General features: G+C 68.3%; 21 protein-coding genes. 15 read left to right on the top strand and 6 right to left on the bottom strand.

Translation table 11 applies throughout. The features are described 5' to 3' along the window. Positions 1-274 precede the first annotated feature (274 nt). From fba to U4012_RS13700, 5 genes are all read left to right on the top strand, one after another. Positions 275-1,339 (top strand): class II fructose-bisphosphate aldolase, encoded by a 1,065-nt coding sequence (gene fba, locus U4012_RS13720; protein ID WP_044844503.1) that lies wholly within the window; start codon positions 275-277, stop codon positions 1,337-1,339. Between the two features lie 231 nt (positions 1,340-1,570). Next, complete coding sequence (locus U4012_RS13715) at positions 1,571-2,461, top strand: phosphoribosylaminoimidazolesuccinocarboxamide synthase (RefSeq protein WP_321799213.1); 891 nt, start codon at positions 1,571-1,573, stop codon at positions 2,459-2,461. A 17-nt stretch (positions 2,462-2,478) separates the two neighbouring features. Next, the gene (gene purE / locus U4012_RS13710; RefSeq protein WP_044844501.1) at positions 2,479-3,000 is read left to right on the top strand and encodes a 5-(carboxyamino)imidazole ribonucleotide mutase; all 522 of its coding nucleotides are present in this window, start codon (positions 2,479-2,481) and stop codon (positions 2,998-3,000) included. Positions 3,001-3,088: 88 nt separating this feature from the next. Further along, positions 3,089-4,282, top strand: a complete 1,194-nt coding sequence (locus U4012_RS13705) for a 5-(carboxyamino)imidazole ribonucleotide synthase (protein WP_044844500.1) — start codon at positions 3,089-3,091, stop codon at positions 4,280-4,282. A gap of 11 nt (positions 4,283-4,293) precedes the next feature. Then, complete coding sequence (locus tag U4012_RS13700) at positions 4,294-5,322, top strand: L-threonylcarbamoyladenylate synthase (RefSeq protein ID WP_044844499.1); 1,029 nt, start codon at positions 4,294-4,296, stop codon at positions 5,320-5,322. 78 nt (positions 5,323-5,400) lie between these two features. On the opposite strand, the gene U4012_RS13695 is transcribed toward U4012_RS13700, so the two are convergent. From U4012_RS13695 to dacB, 3 genes are all read right to left on the bottom strand, one after another. Next, the gene (locus tag U4012_RS13695; RefSeq protein ID WP_321799209.1) at positions 5,401-6,546 is read right to left on the bottom strand and encodes an SGNH/GDSL hydrolase family protein; all 1,146 of its coding nucleotides are present in this window, start codon (positions 6,544-6,546) and stop codon (positions 5,401-5,403) included. Between the two features lie 95 nt (positions 6,547-6,641). Beyond that, positions 6,642-7,556, bottom strand: a complete 915-nt coding sequence (locus tag U4012_RS13690) for a sterol desaturase family protein (protein WP_321799207.1) — start codon at positions 7,554-7,556, stop codon at positions 6,642-6,644. A gap of 441 nt (positions 7,557-7,997) precedes the next feature. After that, on the bottom strand, positions 7,998-9,533 hold the full coding sequence (gene dacB, locus U4012_RS13685; RefSeq protein ID WP_321799205.1) for a D-alanyl-D-alanine carboxypeptidase/D-alanyl-D-alanine-endopeptidase: 1,536 nt from the start codon (positions 9,531-9,533) through the stop codon (positions 7,998-8,000). A gap of 183 nt (positions 9,534-9,716) precedes the next feature. Here dacB and U4012_RS13680 point away from each other — a divergent pair, with 183 nt between their 5' ends. The 6 genes from U4012_RS13680 to U4012_RS13655 all read left to right on the top strand — a co-directional run bounded on the left by U4012_RS13680 (position 9,717) and on the right by U4012_RS13655 (position 15,099). Next, positions 9,717-10,379 (top strand): response regulator, encoded by a 663-nt coding sequence (locus tag U4012_RS13680; RefSeq protein WP_044844495.1) that lies wholly within the window; start codon positions 9,717-9,719, stop codon positions 10,377-10,379. A 3-nt stretch (positions 10,380-10,382) separates the two neighbouring features. Then, on the top strand, positions 10,383-11,729 hold the full coding sequence (locus U4012_RS13675; RefSeq protein WP_044844494.1) for an ATP-binding protein: 1,347 nt from the start codon (positions 10,383-10,385) through the stop codon (positions 11,727-11,729). A gap of 120 nt (positions 11,730-11,849) precedes the next feature. After that, positions 11,850-13,334, top strand: a complete 1,485-nt coding sequence (locus tag U4012_RS13670; protein ID WP_044844493.1) for a DegQ family serine endoprotease — start codon at positions 11,850-11,852, stop codon at positions 13,332-13,334. Between the two features lie 93 nt (positions 13,335-13,427). Next, positions 13,428-13,865 carry a carboxypeptidase-like regulatory domain-containing protein gene (locus U4012_RS13665; protein WP_044844492.1) on the top strand — a complete coding sequence of 146 codons (438 nt, stop codon included), beginning with the start codon at positions 13,428-13,430 and terminating at the stop codon, positions 13,863-13,865. Positions 13,866-14,003: 138 nt separating this feature from the next. Then, on the top strand, positions 14,004-14,363 hold the full coding sequence (locus U4012_RS13660; protein WP_044844491.1) for a DUF427 domain-containing protein: 360 nt from the start codon (positions 14,004-14,006) through the stop codon (positions 14,361-14,363). A 28-nt stretch (positions 14,364-14,391) separates the two neighbouring features. After that, positions 14,392-15,099 (top strand): CoxG family protein, encoded by a 708-nt coding sequence (locus U4012_RS13655; protein WP_321799201.1) that lies wholly within the window; start codon positions 14,392-14,394, stop codon positions 15,097-15,099. Positions 15,100-15,172: 73 nt separating this feature from the next. Here U4012_RS13655 and U4012_RS13650 read toward each other — a convergent pair whose 3' ends face one another. Continuing rightward, positions 15,173-16,174 carry a helix-turn-helix domain-containing protein gene (locus U4012_RS13650; RefSeq protein WP_321799199.1) on the bottom strand — a complete coding sequence of 334 codons (1,002 nt, stop codon included), beginning with the start codon at positions 16,172-16,174 and terminating at the stop codon, positions 15,173-15,175. Between the two features lie 152 nt (positions 16,175-16,326). Here U4012_RS13650 and U4012_RS13645 point away from each other — a divergent pair, with 152 nt between their 5' ends. Continuing rightward, entirely contained in the window at positions 16,327-16,980 is a 654-nt protein-coding gene (locus tag U4012_RS13645) for a cysteine hydrolase family protein (protein ID WP_321799197.1), read from the top strand. A 5-nt stretch (positions 16,981-16,985) separates the two neighbouring features. Here U4012_RS13645 and U4012_RS13640 read toward each other — a convergent pair whose 3' ends face one another. Further along, positions 16,986-17,627, bottom strand: a complete 642-nt coding sequence (locus tag U4012_RS13640; RefSeq protein WP_124486934.1) for a TetR family transcriptional regulator — start codon at positions 17,625-17,627, stop codon at positions 16,986-16,988. Between the two features lie 398 nt (positions 17,628-18,025). Between U4012_RS13640 and U4012_RS13635 the strand changes: the two genes are divergently transcribed. The 3 genes from U4012_RS13635 to U4012_RS13625 are packed head-to-tail and all read left to right on the top strand — an operon-like array spanning position 18,026 to position 24,042. Then, on the top strand, positions 18,026-19,303 hold the full coding sequence (locus tag U4012_RS13635; protein WP_124486935.1) for an efflux RND transporter periplasmic adaptor subunit: 1,278 nt from the start codon (positions 18,026-18,028) through the stop codon (positions 19,301-19,303). 15 nt (positions 19,304-19,318) lie between these two features. Beyond that, positions 19,319-22,519 (top strand): efflux RND transporter permease BpeB, encoded by a 3,201-nt coding sequence (gene bpeB / locus U4012_RS13630; RefSeq protein ID WP_044844486.1) that lies wholly within the window; start codon positions 19,319-19,321, stop codon positions 22,517-22,519. Further along, positions 22,519-24,042, top strand: coding sequence for an efflux transporter outer membrane subunit (locus U4012_RS13625; RefSeq protein WP_044844485.1), 1,524 nt, complete (start codon positions 22,519-22,521; stop codon positions 24,040-24,042). The genes bpeB and U4012_RS13625 overlap by 1 nt, the downstream gene beginning before the upstream one ends. Before the next feature lie 261 nt (positions 24,043-24,303). On the opposite strand, the gene U4012_RS13620 is transcribed toward U4012_RS13625, so the two are convergent. Beyond that, positions 24,304-25,680, bottom strand: a complete 1,377-nt coding sequence (locus U4012_RS13620; RefSeq protein WP_185640842.1) for a nucleobase:cation symporter-2 family protein — start codon at positions 25,678-25,680, stop codon at positions 24,304-24,306. Positions 25,681-25,983 lie beyond the last annotated feature (303 nt).

Genomic DNA, 25,983 nt, shown 5'->3' with positions numbered 1-25,983 from the left:
ACGGCCGCCCGAACTGATCGGGCACCGTTTATTCGACGAAAGCCGCGCGGGGTTCGATGCCCCGCGCGGCTTTTTTTCTGTTTTTTGGCCGCATTGTGCCGTGCGAAGGTAACAAAATGCGAGTAGGCGCCACCGGGCGGTCGGAATCGGAGGCGCTTCGCGATAAAATGCGGCTATTCGACGCTCAGCCGCGCCGTGCCGCCCCGGATTCGACGGGGAGCGAGCGCCGCGCCGGCGTCAGGGCGCACCGGTTTTCATTCCAAGGAGTTCCACAATGCCTCTCGTATCAATGCGTCAATTGCTGGACCACGCGGCAGAGCACGGTTACGGCCTGCCGGCCTTCAACGTGAACAACCTGGAGCAGGTCCAGGCGATCATGGCGGCAGCGGACCAGGTCGGCGCGCCCGTGATCATGCAGGCATCGGCCGGTGCGCGTAAGTACGCGGGCGAGCCGTTCCTGCGCCACCTGATCGAAGCGGCGGTCGAGTCGTATCCGCACATCCCGGTCGTGATGCACCAGGATCACGGCCAGTCGCCGGCGGTCTGCACGGCCGCGATCCGCAGCGGTTTCACCAGCGTGATGATGGACGGTTCGCTCGAAGCCGACGGCAAGACGGTCGCCTCGTACGAATACAACGTCGACGTGTCGCGCAAGGTCGTCGAGATGGCGCACTCGATCGGCGTGACGGTCGAAGCCGAACTCGGCGTGCTCGGCTCGCTCGAGACGATGAAGGGCGACAAGGAAGACGGCCACGGCGCGGAAGGCACGATGACCCGCGAGCAGCTGCTGACCGATCCGGAGCAGGCCGCCGACTTCGTGAAGCTCACGCAGTGCGACGCGCTCGCGATCGCGATCGGTACCTCGCACGGCGCGTACAAGTTCTCGAAGAAGCCGACGGGCGACATCCTGTCGATCCAGCGCATCAAGGAAATCCACGCACGCATCCCGAACACGCACCTCGTGATGCACGGTTCGTCGTCGGTGCCGCAGGAACTGCTGGCCGAGATCCGCGAATTCGGCGGTGACATGAAGGAAACCTACGGCGTGCCGGTCGAGGAAATCCAGGAAGGCATCAAGCACGGCGTGCGCAAGATCAACATCGACACCGACCTGCGTCTCGCGATCACCGGCGCGATCCGCCGCTACCTGTTCGAGAACCCGGGCAAGTTCGATCCGCGCGACTACCTGAAGCCCGCGCGCGAAGCGGCGAAGCAGGTCTGCGTCGACCGCTACCTCGCGTTCGGCTGCGAAGGCCAGGCCGCGAAGATCAAGCCGGTGTCGCTCGACAAGATCGCCGAACAGTACAAGTCCGGCGCGCTCGCGCAGGTCGTGCGCTGAGACTGTAGTACGATTGCCCCGCCCGGTTTCGCGCCGGGCCGGGGCTGACTGCCTTGGGGCCGGATCGGATCCGGCTCCGGCAGCCGTTGCGTCCGGCCGAACAAGGGCCGGCCGGCAACCGACGGGCGTGATCTCCCGGCGGTTCGCCGACGCATTGCAAGACCGCCGTTCCCGCCTGCCGCGGGGAACGGCGTTTCCCTTTTTGTTTGGCTCCTTATCTGCGAAAAGACGATGTCTACCCTTTACGAATCCACGCTCCGCTCGCTGCCGCTCCTCGGTCGCGGCAAGGTCCGCGACAACTACGCGGTCGGCAACGACAAGCTCCTGATCGTCACGACCGATCGCCTGTCGGCATTCGACGTGATCATGGGCGAGCCGATTCCGAACAAGGGCCGCGTGCTGAACCAGATGGCGAACTTCTGGTTCGACAAGCTCGCGCACATCGTGCCGAACCACCTGACGGGCGACGCGCCGGAAGCGGTCGTCGCGGCCGACGAGGTCGAGCAGGTCAAGGGCCGCGCCGCGGTCGTCAAGCGCCTCGAGCCGATCATGATCGAGGCGGTCGTGCGCGGCTACCTGGCCGGCAGCGGCTGGAAGGAATACCAGGCGTCGGGCGCCGTGTGCGGCGTCAAGCTGCCGGAAGGCCTGCAGAACGCGCAGAAGCTGCCCGAGCCGATCTTCACGCCGGCCGCGAAGGCCGAGCTCGGCGAGCATGACGAGAACATCACGTTCGAGGAAACCGAGCGCCGCATCGGCACCGAGCTGGCCGCGACGATCCGCGACATCTCGATCCGCCTGTACAAGGAAGCAGCCGACTACGCGGCGACGCGCGGCATCATCATCGCCGACACGAAGTTCGAATTCGGCCTCGACAACCACGGCAAGCTGTACCTGATGGACGAAGTGCTGACGGCCGATTCGTCGCGCTTCTGGCCGGCCGACCAGTACCAGGTCGGCACCAACCCGCCGTCGTTCGACAAGCAGTTCGTGCGCGACTGGCTCGAGGCGCAGCCGTGGGGCAAGACCGCGCCGGCGCCGGCACTGCCGGCCGACGTCGTCGAGAAGACGGCCGCGAAGTACCAGGAAGCGCTCGAGCGCATCACCGGCCAGCCGCTCGCCTGAACGAAGGAACGCACGAAATGAGTGAAGTCCAGACTGCCCACACGCACAGCGCGCCGCTCGTCGGCGTGCTGATGGGTTCGAGTTCCGACTGGGACGTGATGAAGAACGCGGTCGCGATCCTGCAGGAATTCGGCGTGCCGTACGAAGCGAAGGTCGTGTCCGCGCACCGGATGCCCGACGAGATGTTCGACTACGCGGAGAAGGCGCGCGAGCGCGGGCTGCGCGCGATCATCGCGGGCGCCGGCGGTGCCGCGCACCTGCCCGGCATGCTGGCCGCGAAAACCACGGTGCCGGTGCTCGGCGTACCGGTCGCGAGCAAGTACCTGAAGGGCGTCGATTCGCTGCACTCGATCGTGCAGATGCCGAAGGGCGTGCCGGTCGCGACGTTCGCGATCGGCGAGGCCGGCGCCGCGAATGCCGCGCTGTTCGCGGTGTCGATCCTGTCCGGCAACTCGGTCGACTACGCGAACCGGCTCGCCGCGTTCCGCGTGCGCCAGAACGAAGCCGCGCACGCGATGGTGCTGCCGCCGCTCGCGTGACGGCGCACCGGCGGCCGCACTGCGATGCCAGCGGCCGCCTGATCCTCCCCACTGCGGCGGGCGTTGCCCGCTGCGACCGACCACTGACATGACCGCAACTCCTGATTCCGTTTCCCCGATCCTGCCCGGCGCGTGGCTGGGCATGGTCGGCGGCGGCCAGCTCGGCCGCATGTTCTGCTTTGCCGCCCAGTCGATGGGCTATCGCGTCGCCGTGCTCGATCCCGATCCGACGAGCCCCGCCGGCGCGGTCGCCGACCGTCACCTGCGCGCGGCCTACGACGACGAAGCCGCGCTCGCCGAACTCGCCGAACTGTGCGATGCCGTGTCGACGGAATTCGAGAACGTGCCGGCCGCGAGCCTCGATTTCCTCGCGCGCACGACGTTCGTCGCGCCGGCCGGCCGCTGCGTCGCGGTCGCACAGGACCGGATCGCGGAGAAGCGTTTCATCGAGGCGTCGGGCGTGCCGGTCGCGCCGCACGTCGTGATCGAATCGGCGGCGGCGCTCGCCGCGCTCGACGATGCCGCGCTCGACGCGGTGCTGCCGGGCATCCTGAAGACGGCGCGCCTCGGCTATGACGGCAAGGGCCAGGTGCGCGTGAGCACCGCGCGGGAAGCGCGCGACGCGCATGCGTCGCTCGGCGGCGTGCCGTGCGTGCTCGAGAAGCGCCTGCCGCTGAAATACGAAGTGTCCGCGCTGATCGCGCGCGGCGCGGACGGCCGCTCGGCCGCGTTCCCGCTCGCGCAGAACGTGCATCACAACGGCATCCTCGCGCTGACGGTCGTGCCGGCGCCGGCCGCCGATGCCGCGCGCGTCGAGGAGGCGCAGCAGGCAGCCGTGCGGATCGCCGATACGCTCGGCTACGTCGGCGTGCTGTGCGTTGAATTCTTCGTGCTGGAAGACGGCTCGTTCGTCGCGAACGAAATGGCGCCGCGCCCGCACAACTCCGGCCACTACACGGTCGATGCGTGCGCAACGAGCCAGTTCGAGCAGCAGGTACGCGCGATGACGCGCATGCCGCTCGGCAACCCGCGCCAGCACTCGCCGGCGGCGATGCTGAACATCCTCGGCGACGTGTGGTTCCCGAACGGTGCGGCCGAGGCCGTCACGCCGCCGTGGGACACGGTCGCCGCGATGCCGGCCGCGCACCTGCACCTGTACGGCAAGGAAGAAGCGCGCGTCGGCCGCAAGATGGGTCACGTGAACTTCACGGCCGAGACGCGCGACGACGCGGTTGCCGCGGCCACCGCGTGCGCGCAGCTGCTGCGCGTGCCGCTCGACTGAGGCACCGGCCGATGTCCATCGATCTCCCGAACACCGTGACGCCCGCGCAGATCGACGCGGCTGCCGCGCTGCTCGACGCGGGGCAACTCGTCGCATTCCCGACCGAAACCGTGTACGGGCTCGGCGGCGACGCGGCGAATCCCGAGGCCGTCGCGCGCATCTATGCGGCGAAAGGGCGGCCGGCGAACCATCCGGTGATCGTGCATCTGCCGCCCGGCGGCGACCCGGGCTACTGGGCCGACGACCTGCCGGCCGATGCGCAGGCGCTGATCGATGCATTCTGGCCGGGCCCGCTGACGCTGATCCTGAAGCGTCATGCGCGCATTCCGGATGCCGTGAGCGGCGGCCAGGATTCGGTCGGCCTGCGCTGTCCGTCGCATCCGGTCGCGCAGGCGCTGCTGGCCGCGTTCAGCGCGCGGCGCGGCGGCCATGGCGGCGTCGCCGCGCCGTCTGCGAACCGCTTCGGCCACGTGAGCCCGACCACCGCTCAGCATGTGCGCGAAGAATTCGGCGACACCGTGCACGTGCTCGACGGCGGTCCGTCGGAAGTCGGCATCGAATCGACGATCCTCGACCTGTCGCGCGGCTTTCCGGCGCTGCTGCGCCCGGGCCACGTGACGCCGCAGCAGATCGCCGACGTGCTCGGCCGCGCGCCGCGCCTGCCCGACGGCAGCGATGCGACCGCGCCGCGCGCGTCCGGCACGCTGAAGGCGCATTACGCGCCGCGCACGCCGCTCGCGCTGCTGCCGTTCGACGCGCTCGAGCCGCTGCTCGCGGCCGCGCAGACCGACGGCGAACGCGTCGCGCTCGTCGCGCGCGCGTCGCGCGCGGGACGCTGGGCGCAGGCCGACGGCGTGCATTTCGTCGCCGCGCCGGAAGATCCGCAGGCATATGCGCGCGATCTGTACGGGATGCTGCGCGCGCTCGATCGTGCGCAGGTCGCCCGCATTCTCGTCGAGAAGCTGCCCGAGACCGTCGAGTGGATCGCGGTCAACGATCGTCTCGGTCGTGCGGCCGCGGCGTTCGAAGCGCGCGACTGACGCCGTCCGCTCCGGAATGAAATAACGCCCGACCGGCGAACCGGTCGGGCGTTTTTGTTTGCGCGCGTGGCGGGCGGCTTATTTGCCGACGCCCGAAGCCGCGATCTGCTTCTCCACGAACTGTGCGAACAGCGCGTGCAGGCGCGTCGTCGGGTGGACCGTGTCGGCGAACATGTAGGTCTGGTCCGCGTTCGGGACCGTGTAGGTCTGCGGCGAGCAGAACAGCGACGAGCCGAATGCGGTCGCGTTCGCGACGCCGTACTGCGTGGCGGCCGCGACCATCGCCTTCAGGTTGCACGCGGTGTCGGTGTTCGACACGCTGAAGCCGTTCGCCTGGTAGTTGGCCGCGATGCCGTCCTGCCACGTGAACGTGTCGAGCAGCGCGACCTTCGTCGTGTCGACCTTCAGCGCAGCCAGCGTGCCGGCGAGCGTCTGGTTGAACAGCCCCGACAGTTGCGTGAATGCGGCCTGCGTCTGCGCGCCGCCCTGCAGCGCGAGCGGTGTGCCGCCGATGTCCGGCACGTTCGACACGTACACGTGCGCCGCGCCCGCCGCGACGATCTGCTGGACGATCCCGCCGAGCTGTTGCGCGGCCAGGCCGATCGCCTGCGCCGCCGCGAGTTGCGCGGCCGGCGTGTTGCCTTGCGCCTGCGCGACCTGCGCCTGGTAGAAGATGTCGTTCGCGCCGCCGTTGACCAGCACGATCTGGCCGGCGTTGAAGCTGCCGTGCTGCGTCAGGTACTGCTTGACCTGATCGGCGATCGGCGTCGTGGTCGCCTGCGCGTAGTCGGCGTTCGGCACGCTCGCGTCCGCGTGGCCGATGCCCGGCTGCAGCGTCACGCGCGAGCCGCCCTGTGCATAGCCGAGGCCGCCCGTTGCCTGCAGCGGAATGCCGAAGCCGCCCTGGTTCGCGGGCTGCAGCGTGTCGCCGTAGTACTGCGCGACGTCCTGGGTCCACACCTGGCCGGGGTTGGTCGTGAAGCGGCCGCCGCCGAAGCCGAGCTTGATCTGCGAGTAGGTGCCGGCGTCCGACAGGCTGTCGCCGAACGACACGATCTGCATCTTCACGCCGGACGGCGGCGTGTTCGACGCGCTGCTGCTGTTGTTGTCGTCGCCGCCGCCGCACGCGGCGAGCAAGGCGAGCGCGGCGCCCGCGATCGCGACTTGCGCGGTGCGCAGCAGGCGTTGGCGGTTGCGCGACGGGAATTGTCGTTGTGACTGCATCGTTCGATCTCCTCGTAGATATGGCCCGATGTATTTCTCATCTGCCGCGCGTCTCCTCCGGTACTGGCTGCGCGGCGGCCGTTGGCTGAAGCGGTTTATTGGTCGCGCGCGGCCGCGAGCGGCGTGGTGCGCGGATCGTGGTTTGCGGCCTCGGCGATCTGCGCATGATAAGCGCTCGCCCATTCGGGCGGGCCGAAAATCGCGCGCAGCTTGTTGCGCCATCCATGGACGCGCAACGCGTCGGCCGCCATCGACACCCACTCGTGAAACGTCGCGACGAGCGGGTTGTTCGAGCCGAGCGGCTCGACGATTCCGAATTGCGGCGGATCGTCGGGCGACTCCTCGACGTAGCTGCCGAACAGGCGATCCCAGATCACGAGCACACCTGCGTAATTGCGGTCGATGTAGCGCGGGTTGCGTGCATGGTGCGCGCGATGGATCGACGGCGTGTTGAGCACGTATTCGAGCCAGCCGAGCTTGCCGATCGCCTGCGTATGCACGAAGAACTGGAACGCGAGGTTGATCAGCACGACGCCGACGATCTGCTGCGGCGGAAAGCCGAGGAACGCGAGCGGCAGCCAGAACGCCCACATGCCCGCGACGGGATACATCAGGCTCTGCCGGAACGCGGTCGAGAAATTCATCCGCTCGGACGAGTGGTGCACGACGTGCGCGGCCCACAGCCAGCGCACGCGATGGCTCGCGCGATGGAACCCGTAGTAGAGGAGATCCTGGCCGACGAACAGCACGGCGAACGACAGCCAGCCGTCGTGCCACGTGAACAGCCGGAAATGTGCGTAGCAGTACGCATAAACGGGGATCACGAACAGCCACGCGAGCTTGTCGGCGGCCTGGTGCATCAGCGCGAGCGCCGCATTGCACAGCGTGTCGCGCCACGCATAGAGATGATCCTGCGCGCGCGTGCGGGCGAGGTGCCAGGCCTCCCACGCGATGCAGAGCAGGAAGACGGGCGCCAGCGCGAGCAGAAGCAATTCGACGTCGAATCGCATGGACGTGTCTCCTCCTTTCCCCTGCAAGCCGTGAGGCCGGGCGTATGGCCCGTTGTAGATATCGGTCAGGCCAACAGCCTACGCAATCGGCACGCGCTAGGCGAGGGGGCAGCGTAGAGGGTTCCCTCTGAGCGGCCCAAACCGGTCGCTTCGCGCCAGGCCGCCGAGGGGGCGTCCTGCGGGGCGGAAAACCTGGGGGCGGCCCGGCGTTTTCTTGAGGACAGGGTTTCTACGGAAGCCATGCGGAACGGGGCCGCGCGGTGCGGCCCCGTTTCATGGACACGGCTGGCGGGCGCTGCGCGGCGCGCCGGCGGCCGGGACCGTTTCAAACCGCGCGGCGAGAACGCCCGGGGTGCGGGGCGCCCCGACATGTGGCGCCGCCCGCGATCGACGCAAGCCGGCAGCGCGGCATGCGTGCGCCGCTTCGCGGCGCGTGCGTCGTCAGTGCGCGCCCGCGTAGATCCATTCGAGCAGCGTGTCGTGCGCGGCACGCGCGCCTTCGGCGCGATCGTCGTTGATGAAGCTGACGACGATGTAGCTCTGTCCGTCGGCGCCCGCGACGTAGCCCGCGATCGCGCGCACGTCGCGCAGCGTGCCGGTCTTGATGTGCGCGTTGCCGAGCACGCCGGCGTTGGTGAGACGGTTCTTCATCGTGCCGTCGATGCCGGCGATCGGCAGCGAATCGATGAACGCCTGCGCGACGGGGCTCGCGTTCGCGGCCTGCAGCAGCGCGGCGAGCGACTGCGCGCTCACGTGTTCTTCGCGCGACAGGCCCGAGCCGTTCTCGAGGTCGAGATCGGGCATCGCGATCCCGCTCTTCTGCAGGAACGCGCGAATCGCGCGGCTCGACTGCTCGGGCGTCGCGGGCGGCTTGCCGGCGACCGCGCCGATCGTCAGGAACAGGTTGCGCGCCATCACGTTGTTGCTGAACTTGTTGATGTCGTAGACGATGCTGCCGAGCACGGGGCTGTGATGGACCGCGAGCGGCCGTGCGGTGGTCGGCACCTTGCCTTCGCTGACGGGGCCCGCGATCGTGCCGCCGTCCTGCTGCCACAGCGCGAGGAAGCCGCGTGCGAAGAACGTCGTGTGATCGAGGATCGCGAGGTTCGTGGTGTGCGCGCCGCAGCGCAGCGGATAGTCGCCGGCGAACGAGGCGGTCATGATGCCGCCGCCGCCCGCCGACAACGTCGGACGCGCGGCCGCGGCCGCCGCGCCGCACGACCCGGTGCCTTCGACCAGCTGGTTGTCGATCGACAGGTTCGCGAGCGGCGGCAGCACGTCGACGGCGATCTTGCCGTCGTCGCCCGGCGTCACCGTGAACGACACGGCCTTGAACGCATACAGCAGCGGATCGGGGCCGACGTTGTACGGCGCGCTCACGTCGTCGTCGAACGACGGCAGGTCGCGTGTCGACGCGGCGAAATAGCTCTTGTCGAGCACGAGGCCGCCGGCCACGCGCTTGATGCCGGCCTTGCGCAACTTGTCGACGAGGTCGATCAGTTCCTCGGGTACGAGCTTCGGATCGCCGGTGCCCTTGATGTAGAGGTTGCCCTGCAACGTGCCGTCCGGATCGACCGAGCCGTCCGCATACGCGGTGGTGCGCCAGCGGAAGTCGGGGCCGAGGATCGACAGCCCCGAGAAGGTCGTGACGAGCTTCATCGTCGACGCCGGCATCATCGGCCGGCTCGCGTTCCACGCGATCAGCGGCTCGGGATCGCCGACGCGCTCGACGACGACGCTCATCGCCGAGGCAGGCACCTTCGCGCGCTGCAGTGCGACGAGCACGGACGCCGGCAGGCCGGCCGCCCGCGCGGCGGGCGACACCACGGCGGTCTTGCGCGCTTCCTTGTGGGACTTCTTGCGGGCCTGCGCGGACGGTGCGAACGCAAGGGCCGTGCAGGTGGCGACGACGGCGGCCGCCCGCAGGAAGGGGCGGGCGCGGGGGGCGAACCGGGCGGAAAAATCGGAAATCGGCATGGGCGAATACGGGAAAAGCGTCGGGCTCGGGCAGGGCGCGCGCGGCGCCGGAGCGCACATTGTAGAGACAAGTGCGCACGTGCCCCTTGCAATCCGCCTTTCTGTTGCATTGCAGGCGGCGCACGCGATTCGCGGCGCTACAATGGTCGCCATGTCTTACTCGTCAGATGGGTTCCGGTTCCGATGCGGATTCTGCTTGTTGAAGACGATCGAATGATCGCCGAGGGCGTACGCAAGGCGTTGCGCGCCGACGGCTTCGCGGTCGACTGGGTGCAGGACGGCGACGCCGCGCTCACGGCGCTCGGCGGCGAGACGTACGACCTGCTGCTGCTCGACCTCGGCCTGCCGAAGCGCGACGGCATCGACGTGCTGCGCACGCTGCGCGCGCGCGGGCAGTCGCTGCCGGTGCTGATCGTCACCGCGCGCGATGCGGTGGCCGATCGCGTGAAGGGGCTCGACGCGGGCGCCGACGACTACCTCGTCAAGCCGTTCGACCTCGACGAACTGGGCGCGCGGATGCGCGCGCTGATCCGCCGCCAGGCGGGGCGCAGCGAGTCGCTGATCCGCCACGGCGCGCTGACGCTCGATCCCGCGTCGCACCAGGTGACGCTCGACGGCGCGCCCGTCGCGCTGTCCGCGCGCGAGTTCGCGCTGCTCGAGGCGCTGCTCGCGCGGCCCGGCGCGGTGCTGTCGAAAAGCCAGCTCGAGGAAAAGATGTACGGCTGGGGCGAGGAGATCGGCAGCAACACGGTCGAGGTCTACATCCACGCGCTGCGCAAGAAGCTCGGCTCGGACCTGATCCGCAACGTGCGCGGGCTCGGCTACATGGTCGTCAAGGAAAGCTGACGCGTGCGGTCGATTCGTCATCAACTACTGATCTGGCTGCTCGCGATCGTCGTCGCGGGCGTGGGCGCCGCGGGCTGGCTGATCTACCGGCAGGCGCTCGCCGAAGCGAACGAGCTGTTCGACTACCAGCTGCAGGAAATCGCCGCGGCGCTGCCGTCCGAGCCGTTTTCGCAGGTGTTCGGTTCGCGCACCAACGGCGACGAAGGCATCGTGATCCAGATCTGGAACCGCAACGGCGTGCTGATGTACTTCTCGCATCCGCGCGCGCCGATCGCGCCGCGCGCGGAACTCGGCTTCTCGACCGAGCGCACCGATCGCGGCGAATGGCGCGTGTACGGCGCGATCGTCGGCGACAACGTCGTGCAGCTCGCGCAGCCGCTGTCGGTGCGCAACCGGCTCGCGGCGAACGTCGCGCTGCGCACGCTGTGGCCGCTGATCGTGCTGCTGCCGTTTCTCGGCGCGGCGGTCTGGATGATCGTCGGGCAAGGGCTCGCGCCGCTCGAGCGCCTCACGCGCGCGGTCGAGGCGCGCCGGCCGGAAGCGCTCGATCCGTTGCCCGATGCGCGCCTGCCGCTCGAGGTGCAGCCGCTCGTGCGCGCGCTGAACGGGCTGCTCGCGCGGCTCGCGGCCGCGCTCGACACGCAGAAGGCCTTCGTCGCCGACGCCGCGCACGAGCTGCGCACGCCGCTCGCGGCCGTGCAGATCCAGGCGCAGCTCGTCGCGCGCGCGAAGGACGACACGTCGCGCCGCGAGGCGCTCGCCGATCTGCAGGACGGCGTCACGCGCGCGACGCGCCTCGCCGAGCAATTGCTCGCGCTCGCGCGCGCCGAACCGGACGGCGCGACGATGCGCGAGCCGGTCGACCTGCAGGCGCTGCTGGTCGAATGCGTGGCCGCGCATGCACCGCTCGCGCAACGGCACAGCATCGATCTCGGCTTCGAGGAGACGCGCGCGGCGACCGTCGTCGCGGACGTCGGCGCGCTGCGCGTGATGTTCGGCAACCTGCTCGACAACGCGGTGAAGTACACGCCGGACGGCGGCCGCATCGACGTGTCGCTGACGCGCGACGCGGCAGGCCGCGCGTGCGTGCAGATCGGCGACAGCGGCCCCGGCATCCCGGCCGAAGAGCGCGAGCGCGTGTTCGACCGCTTCTACCGCGACAGCTCCGCGCGGGCGCGGGCCGACGTGTCGGGCAGCGGGCTGGGGCTCGCGATCGTCAAGCGCGTGGCGGCGCAGCAGGGCGCGACCGTGACGCTCGGCGACGCGGCCGCGGGCGGCCTGCTCGTGAGCGTCGTGTTCCGCGATGCCGGGCTGCCGCAGCCGGCGCCGCAGGCGTCCGAATCCGTATGACGAACGGCACACCGCGCGGGCGCCGCGCGGTAGCGGCGGCCTAAGCCCCGCTTAAGGTCGATTAAGCCTCCTTTAAGTCAGCGTCGTTACGCTGCGTCCTAACAACGAGGAGGTCCTACGATGAACACCCGATTCCTTGCGCGCGGCGCCGTCGCGGTCGCCGTGGCGGCCGCCCTGTCCGCCGGCTATGTCGCGGGCACCCGCCGCGCCGATCCGCAGATCATCACGCCCGCGCAGGCCGCCGCGCTGATGCCGGCCGAGGCCGCGGCGAAGACCGGCATTCCCGATTTCTCCGGACTGGTCGAAACCTACGGCCCGGCGGTCGTGAACATCAGCGCGAAGCACGTCGTGAAGCAGGTGTCGCGGCGCGTGCCGCAGCCGCAGCTGCCGATGGATCCGAGCGATCCGTTCTACCAGTTCTTCAAGCACTTCTACGGCCAGGTGCCGGGCATGGGCGGCGACACGCAGCCGGACGACCAGCCGAGCGCGAGCCTCGGGTCGGGATTCATCGTCAGCTCGGACGGGTACATCCTCACCAATGCGCACGTGATCGACGGCGCGAACGTCGTCACGGTCAAGCTGACCGACAAGCGCGAGTACAAGGCGAAGGTCGTCGGCGCCGACAAGCAATCCGACGTGGCGGTGCTGAAGATCGACGCGAGCGGCCTGCCGACCGTGAAGATCGGCGACCCGGCACAGAGCAAGGTCGGCCAGTGGGTCGTCGCGATCGGTTCGCCGTACGGCTTCGACAACACGGTCACGTCCGGCATCATCAGCGCGAAATCGCGCGCGCTGCCCGACGAGAACTACACGCCGTTCATCCAGACCGACGTGCCGGTGAACCCCGGCAACTCGGGCGGCCCGCTGTTCAACCTACAGGGCGAGGTGATCGGCATCAACTCGATGATCTACTCGCAGACGGGCGGCTTCCAGGGCCTGTCGTTCGCGATCCCGATCAACGAGGCGATCAAGGTCAAGGACGAGCTCGTGAAGACCGGCCACGTGAGCCGCGGCCGCCTCGGCGTCGCCGTGCAGGGGCTGAACCAGACGCTCGCGAGCTCGTTCGGGCTGCAGAAGCCGGACGGCGCGCTCGTCAGCTCGGTCGACCCGAATGGCCCGGCCGCGAAGGCCGGCCTGCAGCCGGGCGACGTGATCCTCGCGGTCAACGGCTCGCCGGTGGCCGACTCCACGTCGCTGCCCGCGCAGATCGCGAACCTGAAGCCGGGGTCGAAGGCCGACCTGCAGGTGTGGCGCGACAAGTCGACGAAGTCGATCAGCGTGACGCTCGGCGCGATGACCGACGCGAAGCTGGCATCGAACGACGGCGGCCCGGTCGAGCAGGGGCGCCTCGGCGTCGCGGTGCGCCCGCTCACGCCGCAGGAGCGCAGTGCCGCCAACCTGTCGCACGGGCTCATCGTGCAGCAGGCCGGCGGCCCGGCAGCCAGCGCGGGCATCCAGCCCGGCGACGTGATCCTCGCGGTCAACGGCCGCCCGGTCACGAGCCCCGAGCAGTTGCGCGACGCGGTCAAGGGAGCAGGCAACAGTCTTGCTCTCCTGATCCAGCGGGATAATGCACAGATCTTCGTGCCGGTCGACCTGAGCTGACCGGCGGTCGTTGCGGGCCGGCGTGGCCGGCCCCGGCGGGCGTCGCCGGCGTTCGGCCCGTGGTGCTGTGTTCCGACCCGAAAGGAGGGAGCCATGCAATATCTACGCAACGTGTCCCGATTTGCCGTCGCGGCGGCGCTGGCCGCCGGCTTCGCCGCCGCCGCGCCCGGCGCGTACGCGCAATCGGACGGCTTGCCCGCGGCGAGCCAGCAGGGCGATGTCAGCTACGTGTCGGGCGGCATCGGCAAGGATCAATCGACGGCATTCGAGAGCAACGAGGCGGCGTGGCCGCTGGCGCTGCGGTTCACCGGCAAGGGCGGCGAATACCTGGCCGACGTCCATGTGCGGATCGTCGACGGCAAGGGCACCGAGCTGCTGACGACGGACGCGCGCGGGCCCTACATGCTCGTGAAGCTGCCGCCGGGGCGCTACACCGTGCACGCGTCGTACCAGGGCAGCGACGAATCGCGCGCGGTCACGGTCGGCGCGAAGGGCGGCGCGAAGGTCGCGTTCCAGTGGAGTGCGCAGTAGCGCGTCGCGCGCAGGCCCGGCCGGGCCGCGCAATCGGGCCCAGTTTCGCCCATAATGAAGGCCACGGCACTTGTGCCGTGGCTTTTTCGTTTCCGGCCCGCGGCTTGCGCGCCGGGACCGCCGCCCGGAGGAGAAACGATGTCCGATGCCGCCGACCCTCGCCTCGAAATCGTGCCGAACCGCCATCGCGTGCGCGTGATCCATCGCGGCATCACGTATGCCGATTCGCACGGCGCGCTGACCGTGCGCGAAACGGGCCTGCCGGATATCCATTACCTGCCGCGCGGCGACGTGAACATGCACCGGCTCGTGAAGTCGAGCGTCACGACGGACTGTCCGCTGAGGGGCCGGGCCGTGTATTTCGACCTGCAGACCGAAGACGGCGTGATCGAGAACGCCGCATGGAGTTACGAGGAACCGGGGGCGACCGCGTCAGCGCTTGCGCACTACGTCGCCTTCGACGTCGCACGGGTCGACAGTCTCGTCGAGACGTCCTGATGCGGCGCGTGTTCATCGGGGAGGCATCATGGAACTGAACGACACGTTACGCGTACCGCTCGCGCCGGCTGTCGTGCGGGCGGCGCTCGAGGATCTCGCGCTGCTGCGGGCGAGCTTCGATCATTGCGAATCGTTCGTGAAGCTCGCGCGCGGCGAGTTCGCGCTGACCATCACGGTGCCGCTCGGCCCGCTGCGCGCGCGCTACGACGTGCGTGCGCATTCGGCGAGCGAGCAGGGCGACGCGGAAGGGCAGCCGCGCCGCGTGCTCAACTTCAAGGCGCGGGCCGACGGCCTCGGCGCGCTGCGCGGGCAGGTCGAGCTCGTGCTGCGGCCGGACGATGACGACACGGCCGCGACGTGCATCGAATACGTGGTGTGGGCGACGGCGAGCGGGCCGCTCGCCGAACTGCCGGCGCGGCAGATCGAGAACGCGCTGCACGAGTGGACGGACGATTTCTTCCGCGAATTCTGCGCGGTCGTGCAGGCGAAGCACGGTCTCGTGCCGAACCGCGCGCGCTCGAGCCCGCAGCGTCGCCAGCATGTGTTCCTGCGGCCGGCGTCGCTGATGGCCGCGGCGAAGCGTCCGCTGCCGCACCTCGGCGGCGCGCTCGGCGGCCGCGCCGCGAGCGCCGTGCATCATCGCGAATCGGGTCCGCTGCCCGTCTGGGCGTGGGCCGCGATCGTCGTGTTCGTGGCGCTGCTGCTGTACGCGGCGCGCTGGATCAACGGCGCCTGAGCGCCTGCGCGCGCCGCCGCGCTGCCTCATTGTCCGGCCGGTCGCCGGCCGTTCGTCGGCGGCGCGGCCGCCGCTAGCGTCGGGCGTCGGGCCCGGCGCCCCGAAATTCCTTCCGATATGCCGACGGCGACGTGCCGAGCGCGCCCGCGAAATGCTGGCGCAGCGACACGCTCGAGCCGTAGCCGGCCGCCTGCGCGATCGCGTCGATCGATTGTCCGGTGGTTTCCAGCAGATGCTGCGCACGCGTGAGCCGCTCGGCCTGCAGCCACGCGGTGACGGTCGTACCCGTCGCCTGGCGGAAGTGGCGCGTGAAGGTGCGCCGACTCATCAGCACGCGTTCGGCGAGCGAATCCACACTGTGCGCGACGTCGAGATGCGCGCGCACCCAGTCGAGCAGGCCCGCGAGGCGCGCGTCGCGCGGATGCGCGGCGACCGGCTGCGGCACGTATTGCGCCTGGCCGCCCTGGCGGTGCGGCGGGATCACGAGACGCCGCGCGATCTGGTTCGCGGCGTCCGAGCCGAAGCGCCGCCGCACGACGTGCAGGCAGCAGTCGAGCCCCGCGGCCGTGCCGGCCGACGTCATCAGGTTGCCGTCGTCGACGTACAGCACGTCGGGGTCGAGCTTCACGCGCGGAAAGCGCTGCGCGAAGTCGTCGGCCCACGCCCAGTGTGTGGTGGCCGGGCGCCCGTCGAGCAGCCCGGCCGCGGCGAGCACGTACGCGCCGAGGCACAGGCCGACCACCTGCGCGCCGCGCGCGGCGGCCGCGCGTACCGCATCGACCAGCACGTCCGGCGGCGCTTCGTCGGGATCGCGCCATGCCGGCACGATCACGATGTCCGCGTCGTCGAGCGCGTCGAGCCCGTAAGGCGCGGTGATCGTGAAGCCGCCCGTCGTCGACAGCGGGCCGCGCTCGGCCGAGCACACGCGGCACTCGAACGCGGGCATCGCGGCCGCATCGCGCTCCTTGCCGAACACGACGGACGGCACCGACAGGTGGAACGGGCTGATGCCGTCGTACGCGATCACGGCGACGACGGTCGGGGCGGGGGCAACGAACGACGCAGCGGCGCGCATGACGGGCTCCGGGGTGGCGATGGCCCGATTCTATCGAAGAATGGCTATCGGGCCACTGTCCGCCGGCGCGATGCAATCCGACAATGCATCGCATCGCGCTGCTGTCCGCCCCGTTCCGGAGCGGGGCGGCGCGGCCGAACCCGGAGCCTGCCATGTCGAACGTCGTATCGTCTTCCGCTTCCCGCCGTGCCCTGATCGTGATCGATGTCCAGAACGAATACGTGACGGGCAACCTGCCGATCGAATATCCGCCCGTCGACGCGTCGCTGGCGAACATCGGCCGCGCGATCGACGCCGCGCACGCGGCCGGCGTGCCGGTGATCATCGTCCAGCACGTCGCGCCGGCGGGCGCGCCGATCTTCGCACCGGGCACCGACGGTGTCGCGCTGCATCCGGTCGTCGCCGACCGGCCGTATGCGCACCTCATCGTGAAGGCGCAGGCCAGTTCGTTCGCCGGCACCGATCTCGCCGCGTGGCTCGACGCGCACGGCATCGATACGCTCGCGGTCGTCGGCTACATGACGCACAACTGCAATGCGTCGACGGTCTATCACGCGGCCCACGCGGGGCTCGCCGTCGAATACCTGGCGGACGCGACCGGCGCGTTGCCGTACGAGAACGAAGCGGGCGCGGCGAGCGCCGAAGAGATTCACCGCGCGTACACGGTGGTGTTCCAGTCGAATTTCGCGGCCGTGATGTCGACCGACGCATGGATCGCGGGACTCGGCGGCGCGGCGATGCCGACGCGCGATTCGGTGGCCGCGTCGAACCGGCGGGCCCGCACGCAACGCGCGAAGGCGGCCTGAGCCGGTCAGTCGCCCGTCTTCAGCATCGCCGGGCTGTAACGCATCATGTCGAAGCAGCCGTCGACGAGCTGTTCCGCATGCTGCTCGGCGTCGATCTCGTCGGGCAGCATCAGCATGTCGCGCACGAAACCGCTGACGAGCGTGTGCAGCATCAGCGTCGCGCGCCACGTGTCGAGCCGCTCGGGCAGCAGCTTGAGCCGCACGGCGCCCGCGAGATCGGCATCGATCGCGTGCAGCGCCTCGCTCATCCCCGCGCGGTTGCGCTGCAGCAGCGGTTCCATGTCCGCGACGTACTCGCACTTCATGAACAGGATGCTGAACACGCGCCGCAACTGCGAGTCGCGCTGCACGCCGAGCAGGCACCAGATCAGGATCTTGCGGATCTTCTCCAGCGGATTGCCGCCGGGCGCGTCGAGCGGCATCCGCTTGAGTTCGTCGATCGGCAGGAACACGCGGTCGAACATCGCGTCGAACAGCTCGCTCTTGTTCGCGAAATGCCAGTAGATCGCGCCGCGCGTCACGCCGGCGTGATGGGCGATGTCCGCGAGCGACGTGTGCGACACGCCCTTCTCGAAGAACACGTGTTCGGCGGCGTCGAGAATGCGGTTGCGCGTCTCGAGCGCCTCCTCCTTGGTGCGTCTGACCATGTGCAGGCCTGAATGGATCGATCGTAGGTGAATATAGGGTCCGTAACCCTCGTCGCGGCTGTGCGGACGGGCTATGCTTGCGACTGGTAATAATTCGTAAGACTTGGCGGTTGGCGACGGACGAGCGGGCTTTTTACATACATTCGTGAATGTATATACAATACCACCCTACGATCGAATGACCAAAGTGGCAATCAGTTAATATCCCACTCTGCTGATTCCCGCCAAAGTACCAGTCCGCAGTTCGCGGCATCTCGTCGGCATGGAGGTCTCGTGCCGACTTGCTGTATCCAGTAGTCCAGTAATTCAGGTGTTCGATCTGCGCCGCGAGGCGCATCCGTGTGGCGCTCCGTCCGTGCGCCGCACTCATTCCATTGGTTACACACAGAGGTCGCTCCATGCGCGTCGAACGGGTTCCATACCGCTTGATCACTGTCGCGGCAGCCGCGGTTTTCCTGGCTGCATGCGGAAAAAAAGAATCGGCACCGCCGCCGCAAACGCCGGAAGTCGGCGTCGTCACCGTCCAGCCGCAAGCCGTGCCGGTCTACAGCGAACTGCCGGGCCGTACCAGCGCATTCCTCGTCGCGCAGGTCCGCGCGCGGGTCGACGGCATCGTGCTGCGCCGTGAATTCACCGAAGGCACCGACGTCAAGGCCGGCCAGCGTCTGTACAAGATCGATCCGGCGCCGTACCTCGCTGCATTGAACAGCGCGAAGGCGACGCTCGCGAAGGCGCAGGCGAACCTCGTCACGCAGAACGCGCTGGTCGCGCGCTACAAGGTGCTGGTGGCCGCGAACGCGGTCAGCAAGCAGGACTACGACAACGCGGTGGCCACCCAAGGGCAGGCCGCGGCGGACGTCGCGGCCGGCAAGGCGGCGGTCGACACCGCGCAGATCAATCTCGGCTACACGGATGTGGTCTCGCCGATCACCGGCCGCGTCGGCATTTCGCAGGTGACGCCGGGCGCGTACGTGCAGGCGAGCCAGGCGACGCTGATGTCGACGGTGCAGCAGCTCGATCCGGTCTATGTCGACCTGACGCAGTCGAGCCTCGACGGGCTGAAGCTGCGCCAGGACGTGCAGAGCGGCCGCCTGAAGACGAGCGGCCCGGGCGCGGCGAAGGTGTCGCTGATCCTGGAAGACGGCAAGACGTACTCCGAAGCCGGCAAGCTGCAGTTCTCCGACGTGACGGTCGACCAGGCCACCGGCTCGGTGACGATCCGCGCGGTCTTCCCGAACCCGGGCCGCGTGCTGCTGCCGGGGATGTTCGTGCGCGCACGGATCGAGGAAGGCGTGAACGAGAACGCGTTCCTGGTGCCGCAGATCGGCGTCACGCATGACCAGAAGGGCCAGGCGATCGCGATGGTGGTGAACGCGAGCAACAAGGTCGAGCCGCGTCCGCTGAAGACGGCGGGCATGCGCGGCCAGGACTGGATCGTCGAAGGCGGTCTGCAGGCGGGCGACCACGTGATCGTGCAGGGGGGCGAGAAGGTGCGTCCGGGCGCGACCGTGAAGTCGGTGGAGGCACAACTCGCACCGGCGGCCGGTGCCGCATCGGGTGTCGCCGCTGCCACCGCCGCGCCGGCTGCCGCCGGTTCCGGCGCCGCCGCCGCGTCCGGCGCCGCCGCATCGGGCGCAGCGCCGGCGAGCGCCGCCGCTGCTTCGAGCGCGCAATAACAGGGAGCCTGTTTCATGGCAAAGTTTTTTATCGATCGCCCGATCTTCGCGTGGGTGATCGCCATCATCCTGATGCTGGCCGGGGTTGCGGCGATCTTCACGCTGCCGATCGCGCAGTATCCGACGATCGCGCCGCCATCGATCCAGATCACCGCGAACTACCCGGGCGCTTCCGCGAAGACGGTGGAAGACACGGTGACGCAGGTGATCGAGCAGCAGATGAGCGGTCTCGACAACTTCCTGTACATGTCGTCGACGAGTGACGACTCGGGCAACGCCACGATCACGCTGACGTTCGCGCCGGGCACCAACGCCGACATCGCACAGGTCCAGGTGCAGAACAAGCTGTCGCTCGCGACGCCGGTTCTGCCGCAGGTCGTGCAGCAGCTCGGTCTGTCGGTCACGAAGTCGAGCAGCAGCTTCCTGCTGGTGCTCGCCTTCAACTCCGAAGACGGCAGCATGAACAAGTACGACCTCGCGAACTTCGTGGCGTCGCACGTGAAGGATCCGATCAGCCGGTTGAACGGCGTCGGTACCGTCACGCTGTTCGGCTCGCAGTACGCGATGCGGATCTGGCTCGACCCGACCCGCCTGACGAACTACGGCCTCACGCCGGTCGACGTGACGAGCGCGATCACTGCGCAGAACGTGCAGATCGCGGGCGGCCAGATCGGCGGCACGCCGGCCAAGCCGGGCACCGTGCTGCAGGCGACGATCACCGAATCGACGCTGCTGCAGACGCCCGAGCAGTTCGGCAACATCCTGCTGAAGGTCAACCAGGACGGCTCGCAGGTGCGCCTGAAGGACGTCGCGCAGATCGGCCTCGGCGGCGAAAACTACAACTTCGACACGAAGTACAACGGTCAGCCGACCGCGGCACTCGGTATCCAGCTCGCGACCAACGCAAACGCGCTCGCGACCGCGAAGGCCGTGCGCGCGAAGATCGACGAGCTCGCACCGTTCTTCCCGCACGGTCTCGTCGTGAAGTATCCGTACGACACGACGCCGTTCGTGAAGCTGTCGATCGAGGAAGTGGTCAAGACGCTGCTCGAAGGTATCGTGCTCGTGTTCCTCGTGATGTATCTGTTCCTGCAGAACCTGCGGGCGACGATCATCCCGACGATCGCGGTGCCGGTCGTGCTGCTCGGCACGTTCGCGATCATGTCGCTGGTGGGCTTCTCGATCAACACGCTGTCGATGTTCGGCCTCGTGCTCGCGATCGGCCTGCTGGTGGACGATGCGATCGTGGTGGTCGAGAACGTCGAGCGCGTGATGGCGGAAGAGGGGCTGTCGCCGAAGGAGGCGACCCGCAAGGCGATGGGCCAGATCACCGGCGCACTCGTCGGCGTCGCGCTCGTGCTGTCGGCGGTGTTCGTGCCGGTCGCGTTCTCCGGCGGGTCGGTCGGCGCGATCTATCGTCAGTTCTCGCTGACGATCGTGTCGGCGATGGTGCTGTCGGTGCTGGTCGCGTTGATTCTGACGCCCGCCCTGTGCGCGACGATCCTCAAGCCGATCCCGCAGGGCCATCACGAAGAGAAGAAGGGCTTCTTCGGCTGGTTCAACCGCACGTTCAACAACAGCCGCGACAAGTACCACGTCGGCGTGCACCACGTGATCAAGCGCTCGGGTCGCTGGCTGATCATCTACCTGGTCGTGATCGTCGCGGTCGGCCTGCTGTTCGTGCGCCTGCCGAAGTCGTTCCTGCCCGATGAAGACCAGGGCCTGATGTTCGTGATCGTGCAGACGCCGTCGGGCTCGACGCAGGAAACGACCGCGAAGACGCTCGCGAACATTTCCGACTACCTGCTGAAGGACGAGAAGGAAATCGTCGAATCGGCGTTCACGGTCAACGGCTTCAGCTTCGCCGGCCGCGGCCAGAACTCGGGTCTCGTGTTCGTGCGCCTGAAGGACTACTCGCAGCGCCAGCACGCGAACCAGAAGGTCCAGGCGTTGATCGGCCGGATGTTCGGGCGCTATTCGGGCTACAAGGACGCGATCGTGATCCCGTTCAACCCGCCGTCGATTCCGGAACTCGGCACCGCCGCCGGCTTCGACTTCGAGCTGACGGACAACGCCGGTCTCGGCCACGACGCGCTGATGGCCGCACGTAACCAGCTGCTCGGGATGGCCTCGAAGGATCCGACGCTGCAGGGCGTGCGTCCGAACGGGCTGAACGACACGCCGCAGTACAAGGTCGACATCGATCGCGAGAAGGCGAATGCGCTCGGCGTGACGGCGGATGCGATCGACCAGACGTTCTCGATCGCGTGGGCGTCGAAGTACGTGAACAACTTCCTCGACACCGACGGCCGGATCAAGAAGGTGTACGTGCAGTCGGATGCGCCGTTCCGGATGACGCCGGAGGACATGAACATCTGGTACGTGCGCAACGGTTCGGGCGGGATGGTGCCGTTCAGCGCGTTCGCGACCGGTCACTGGACGTACGGTTCGCCGAAGCTCGAGCGTTACAACGGCGTGTCGGCGATGGAAATCCAGGGTCAGGCCGCACCGGGCAAGTCGACCGGTCAGGCGATGACCGCGATGGAAGGGCTCGCGAAGAAGCTGCCGGTCGGTATCGGCTATTCGTGGACCGGCCTGTCGTTCCAGGAAATCCAGTCCGGCTCGCAGGCGCCGATCCTGTACGCGATCTCGATCCTCGTCGTGTTCCTGTGTCTCGCGGCACTGTATGAAAGCTGGTCGATCCCGTTCTCGGTGATCATGGTGGTGCCGCTAGGCGTGGTCGGCGCACTGCTCGCGGCGACGATGCGCGGCCTCGAGAACGACGTGTTCTTCCAGGTCGGCCTGCTGACCACGGTGGGCTTGTCCGCGAAGAACGCGATCCTGATCGTCGAATTCGCGCGCGAACTGCAGATGACGGAGAAGATGGGGCCGATAGAGGCTGCGCTGGAAGCGGCGCGCCTGCGGCTGCGTCCGATCCTGATGACGTCGCTCGCGTTCATTCTCGGCGTGATGCCGCTCGCGATCAGCAACGGCGCGGGTTCGGCCAGCCAGCACGCGATCGGTACCGGCGTGATCGGCGGGATGATCACGGCGACGTTCCTCGCGATCTTCATGATCCCGATGTTCTTCGTGAAGATCCGCGCGATCTTCAGCGGCGAGAAGGAAGACGTCGACCAGGCGCTGCGTCTGGCGCAGGAGCACTCGCACCACGAAGAGAAGCCGGGCAACGGCGACGAAGGCAACAAGGGACAGTGATGATGCAAAAACACGCTTTGACTGCAATCGCGGTCGCGCTGCTGGCCACGGGCTGCACGATGGCGCCGCACTACACGCGGCCCGACGCGCCCGTCGCGCAGGCGTACCCGGCCGGCGGCGTCTATGCGACGCAGCCGGGTGCTGCCGGCGCGCGCAGCGCGAACGGCCAGGCGGCGACCGCCATCGGCTGGCGCGAATTCTTCGTCGATCCGCGCCTGCAGCGGCTGATCGAGATCGCGCTGAAGAACAACCGCGACCTGCGCGTGTCGGTGCTGAACATCGAGGCGGCGCGCGCGCAGTACCAGATCACGCGCGCGGGCCTGTTTCCGACGCTCGACGGTACGGGCACGGGCAGCATCCAGCGCGTGCCGCAGGGCCTGTCGCAGACGGGTGCGCCGTATATCTCGCGGGCCTACAACGTCGGCGTTTCCGCGTCGTGGGAACTCGACCTGTTCGGTCGCGTGCAGAGCCTGAAGGATCAGGCGCTCGCGCAGTACCTGTCGACGTCGTACGCACGGCAGGCCGCCGAGATCTCGCTGGTGTCGCAGGTGGCGGATCAGTACCTGACGCTGCTGTCGACCGACGACCTGCTGCAGGTCACGGAAAACACGCTGAAGTCGGCCCAGGCATCCTACGACCTGACCAAGCTGCAGTTCGACAACGGCACGGGCTCCGAGCTCGAGCTGCGTCAGGCGCAGACGGTCGTCGAGACGGCGCTCGCGAACCAGCAGGCGCAGGCGCGCGCGCGTGCGCAGGCACTGAACGCGCTGGTGCTGCTGATCGGCGAGCCGCTGCCGGACGATCTGCCGGCGGGCATGCCGCTCGACGCGCAGAACCTGCTGACGGACGTGCCGGCCGGTCTGCCGTCCGACCTGCTGACGCGTCGTCCGGACGTGATGCAGGCCGAGCAGACGCTGCTGGCCGCGAACGCGAACATCGGCGCGGCACGCGCGGCGTTCTTCCCGCGCATCTCGCTGACGGGCGCGTTCGGCACCGGCAGCCCGACGCTGGGCGGCCTGTTCAAGGCTGGCACCGCGGCGTGGTCGTTCGCGCCGCAGATCACGATGCCGATCTTCGAAGGCGGGCAGAACATCGCGAACCTGAACCTCGCGAACGTGCAGAAGCGCATCGAGATCGCCAACTACGAGAAGGCGATCCAGTCGGCGTTCCGCGAAGTGTCGGACGGGCTGGCCGCACGCGGCACGTACGACCAGCAGATCGCCGCGCTCGAGCGCAACGAGCACGCGCAGCAGCGTCGCTTCGACCTGTCGGACCTGCGCTACAAGAACGGTGTCGACAGCTACCTGTCGGTGTTGACCGCGCAGACCGACCTGTACTCGGCGCAGCAGTCGCTGATCAGCGCGCGCCTGGCACGCTGGACGAACCTCGTCACGCTGTACCGCGCACTGGGCGGCGGCTGGATCCAGCACGCGGGCGAGACGCCGCGCGCACCGGACGAGACGGTCGACTACGACAAGGCGGCTGCTCCGGCTGCTGCGTCGGCGGCAGCGACGAACGGGTAAGCACGACGGCGGGCAGGGGCGGGCGACCGCGCCGGTTCGCCGAAGTCGCGGTCCCCGGGATGCGACAACGCCACGGACGAAGGTCCGTGGCGTTTTTTTGTGCGGCCGGTTTGTTGCGACGGCGGATCGCCATCGCGGCGATCGCCGGCGTCACCACGACCGTCGCCCGGCCGGCCGCCGCAAAGCAAAACGCCACGGCAAGCCGTGGCGTTTTTCCTTTACCGTATCGCGCCGTCCTTCGGCGCGTCCGGGTCGGACCGATCAGTGATGCACGTCGGCCGGGCGTCCGTCGAAGTCGTGCCCTGCGCGGCGGATCTCGCAACGCGCGTCTTTCTCGCCCTTCACGCCGTTGAACACGACGTTCAGGATCACGGCGGTGGCCGACGCGAGCAGGATGCCGCTATGCAGGATCGGGGCGAGCGCGGGCGGCAGCTTCGAGAAGAAGTGCGGCGACACGACCGGCACGAGGCCCATGCCGACGCTCACGGCGACGATGAACAGGTTGTGCGAGTTGTTCACGAAGTCGACCTTCGACAGCACCTTGATGCCGTTCGCGGCCACCATCCCGAACATCACGATGCCCGCGCCGCCGAGCACGAACGGCGGCACCGATGCGACGACCTGCGCCATCTTCGGGAACAGGCCGAGCAGCACCAGGATCACGCCGCCCGTCGCGCAGACGAACCGGCTCTTCACGCCCGTCACGCCGATCAGGCCGACGTTCTGCGAGAACGACGTATGCGGGAACGAGTTGAAGATGCCGCCGATCAGCGTGCCGAGGCCGTCGACGCGCAGGCCGCGCACGAGGCGGTCCTGGTTGACCGGACGATCGACCATGTCGCCGACCGCGAGGAACATGCCGGTCGATTCGATGAACGTGACGAACATCACCGTGACCATCGTCGCGATCGACAGCGGGTCGAAGTGCGGCAGGCCGAAGTGGAACGGCATCACGAAGCCGACCCACGGTGCGTGCGCGACGCCGTCGGTATTCACGCGGCCGATCGCGAACGCGATCACGAAGCCGGCGACGATGCCGAGCAGCACCGAGATGTTCGCGAGGAAGCCGCGGCCGTACTTGTTGATCAGCAGGATCAGCGTGAGCACGAGCAGCGACAGGCCGAGGTAGACGGGGCTGCCGTATTCGGGGTTGCCGACGCCGCCGGCTGCCCAGTTGATCCCGACTTCCATCAGCGACAGCCCGATTACCGCGATCACGGTGCCGACCACGACCGGCGGGAAGAACCGCAACAGCTTGCCGATCATCGGCGCGAGCACGATGCCGATGATGCCGGCCGCGATGGTCGAGCCGAAGATGTCGAGAATGCCGAGGCCGGGGTTGGTGCCGATCGCGATCATCGGGCCGACGGCCGCGAACGTGCAGCCCATGATGACGGGCAGGCGGATCCCGAAGATCCACAGGCCGAGCGTCTGGATCAGCGTGGCGATGCCGCACGAAAACAGATCGGCGCTGATCAGGAACGCGATCTGGTCTTTCGGCAGCTTCAGCGCGCCGCCGACGATAAGCGGCACGGCGACGGCGCCGGCGTACATGACGAGGACGTGCTGGAGACCAAGCGTTACAAGCTTGCCGGTCGGCAGCACCTCATCGCACGGATGGACCGTGTTCGATTGCATCTGTCTCACTCCATGATCTTGTTTTCGGGGTGGTACGAAGTTATGCGGAATGCCACATCGCAACAAGAGCGCTGGGTTCTATTCCGTTCTTTGCTGGTTCGATATGCCTGGTCGGCATGAAACAGGGTGTCGATCATCGGGAAACTGCCGCTGGAGTGAGGTTCCCCGGTTTTATAGCCCTACAAAATAGCGCGGACACCCGTGTCAAATATCGGCCGCTTTATGGTGTGTATCGCGAGTGCGGCATAGTGGCAAAAACGACCGGCGAAAAATCGCGCCGGGTTAACCCGCGAGCGGCTGTTT

This window comes from Burkholderia sp. BCC1988 (assembly GCF_905339895.1).
Lineage (GTDB): Bacteria > Pseudomonadota > Gammaproteobacteria > Burkholderiales > Burkholderiaceae > Burkholderia.
This window is presented reverse-complemented; position numbering and strand designations above follow the sequence as displayed.

What these genes read in the sequence shown, in the direction of transcription:
- fba (WP_044844503.1), top strand. Translation starts at nt 275, where the DNA reads ATGCCTCTCGTATCAATGCGTCAATTGCTGGACCACGCGGCAGAGCAC.
- U4012_RS13715 (WP_321799213.1), top strand. Translation starts at nt 1,571, where the DNA reads ATGTCTACCCTTTACGAATCCACGCTCCGCTCGCTGCCGCTCCTCGGT.
- purE (WP_044844501.1), top strand. Translation starts at nt 2,479, where the DNA reads ATGAGTGAAGTCCAGACTGCCCACACGCACAGCGCGCCGCTCGTCGGC.
- U4012_RS13705 (WP_044844500.1), top strand. Translation starts at nt 3,089, where the DNA reads ATGACCGCAACTCCTGATTCCGTTTCCCCGATCCTGCCCGGCGCGTGG.
- U4012_RS13700 (WP_044844499.1), top strand. Translation starts at nt 4,294, where the DNA reads ATGTCCATCGATCTCCCGAACACCGTGACGCCCGCGCAGATCGACGCG.
- U4012_RS13695 (WP_321799209.1), bottom strand. Translation starts at nt 6,546, where the DNA reads ATGCAGTCACAACGACAATTCCCGTCGCGCAACCGCCAACGCCTGCTG.
- U4012_RS13690 (WP_321799207.1), bottom strand. Translation starts at nt 7,556, where the DNA reads ATGCGATTCGACGTCGAATTGCTTCTGCTCGCGCTGGCGCCCGTCTTC.
- dacB (WP_321799205.1), bottom strand. Translation starts at nt 9,533, where the DNA reads ATGCCGATTTCCGATTTTTCCGCCCGGTTCGCCCCCCGCGCCCGCCCC.
- U4012_RS13680 (WP_044844495.1), top strand. Translation starts at nt 9,717, where the DNA reads ATGCGGATTCTGCTTGTTGAAGACGATCGAATGATCGCCGAGGGCGTA.
- U4012_RS13670 (WP_044844493.1), top strand. Translation starts at nt 11,850, where the DNA reads ATGAACACCCGATTCCTTGCGCGCGGCGCCGTCGCGGTCGCCGTGGCG.
- U4012_RS13665 (WP_044844492.1), top strand. Translation starts at nt 13,428, where the DNA reads ATGCAATATCTACGCAACGTGTCCCGATTTGCCGTCGCGGCGGCGCTG.
- U4012_RS13660 (WP_044844491.1), top strand. Translation starts at nt 14,004, where the DNA reads ATGTCCGATGCCGCCGACCCTCGCCTCGAAATCGTGCCGAACCGCCAT.
- U4012_RS13655 (WP_321799201.1), top strand. Translation starts at nt 14,392, where the DNA reads ATGGAACTGAACGACACGTTACGCGTACCGCTCGCGCCGGCTGTCGTG.
- U4012_RS13650 (WP_321799199.1), bottom strand. Translation starts at nt 16,174, where the DNA reads ATGCGCGCCGCTGCGTCGTTCGTTGCCCCCGCCCCGACCGTCGTCGCC.
- U4012_RS13645 (WP_321799197.1), top strand. Translation starts at nt 16,327, where the DNA reads ATGTCGAACGTCGTATCGTCTTCCGCTTCCCGCCGTGCCCTGATCGTG.
- U4012_RS13640 (WP_124486934.1), bottom strand. Translation starts at nt 17,627, where the DNA reads ATGGTCAGACGCACCAAGGAGGAGGCGCTCGAGACGCGCAACCGCATT.
- U4012_RS13635 (WP_124486935.1), top strand. Translation starts at nt 18,026, where the DNA reads ATGCGCGTCGAACGGGTTCCATACCGCTTGATCACTGTCGCGGCAGCC.
- bpeB (WP_044844486.1), top strand. Translation starts at nt 19,319, where the DNA reads ATGGCAAAGTTTTTTATCGATCGCCCGATCTTCGCGTGGGTGATCGCC.
- U4012_RS13625 (WP_044844485.1), top strand. Translation starts at nt 22,519, where the DNA reads ATGATGCAAAAACACGCTTTGACTGCAATCGCGGTCGCGCTGCTGGCC.
- U4012_RS13620 (WP_185640842.1), bottom strand. Translation starts at nt 25,680, where the DNA reads ATGCAATCGAACACGGTCCATCCGTGCGATGAGGTGCTGCCGACCGGC.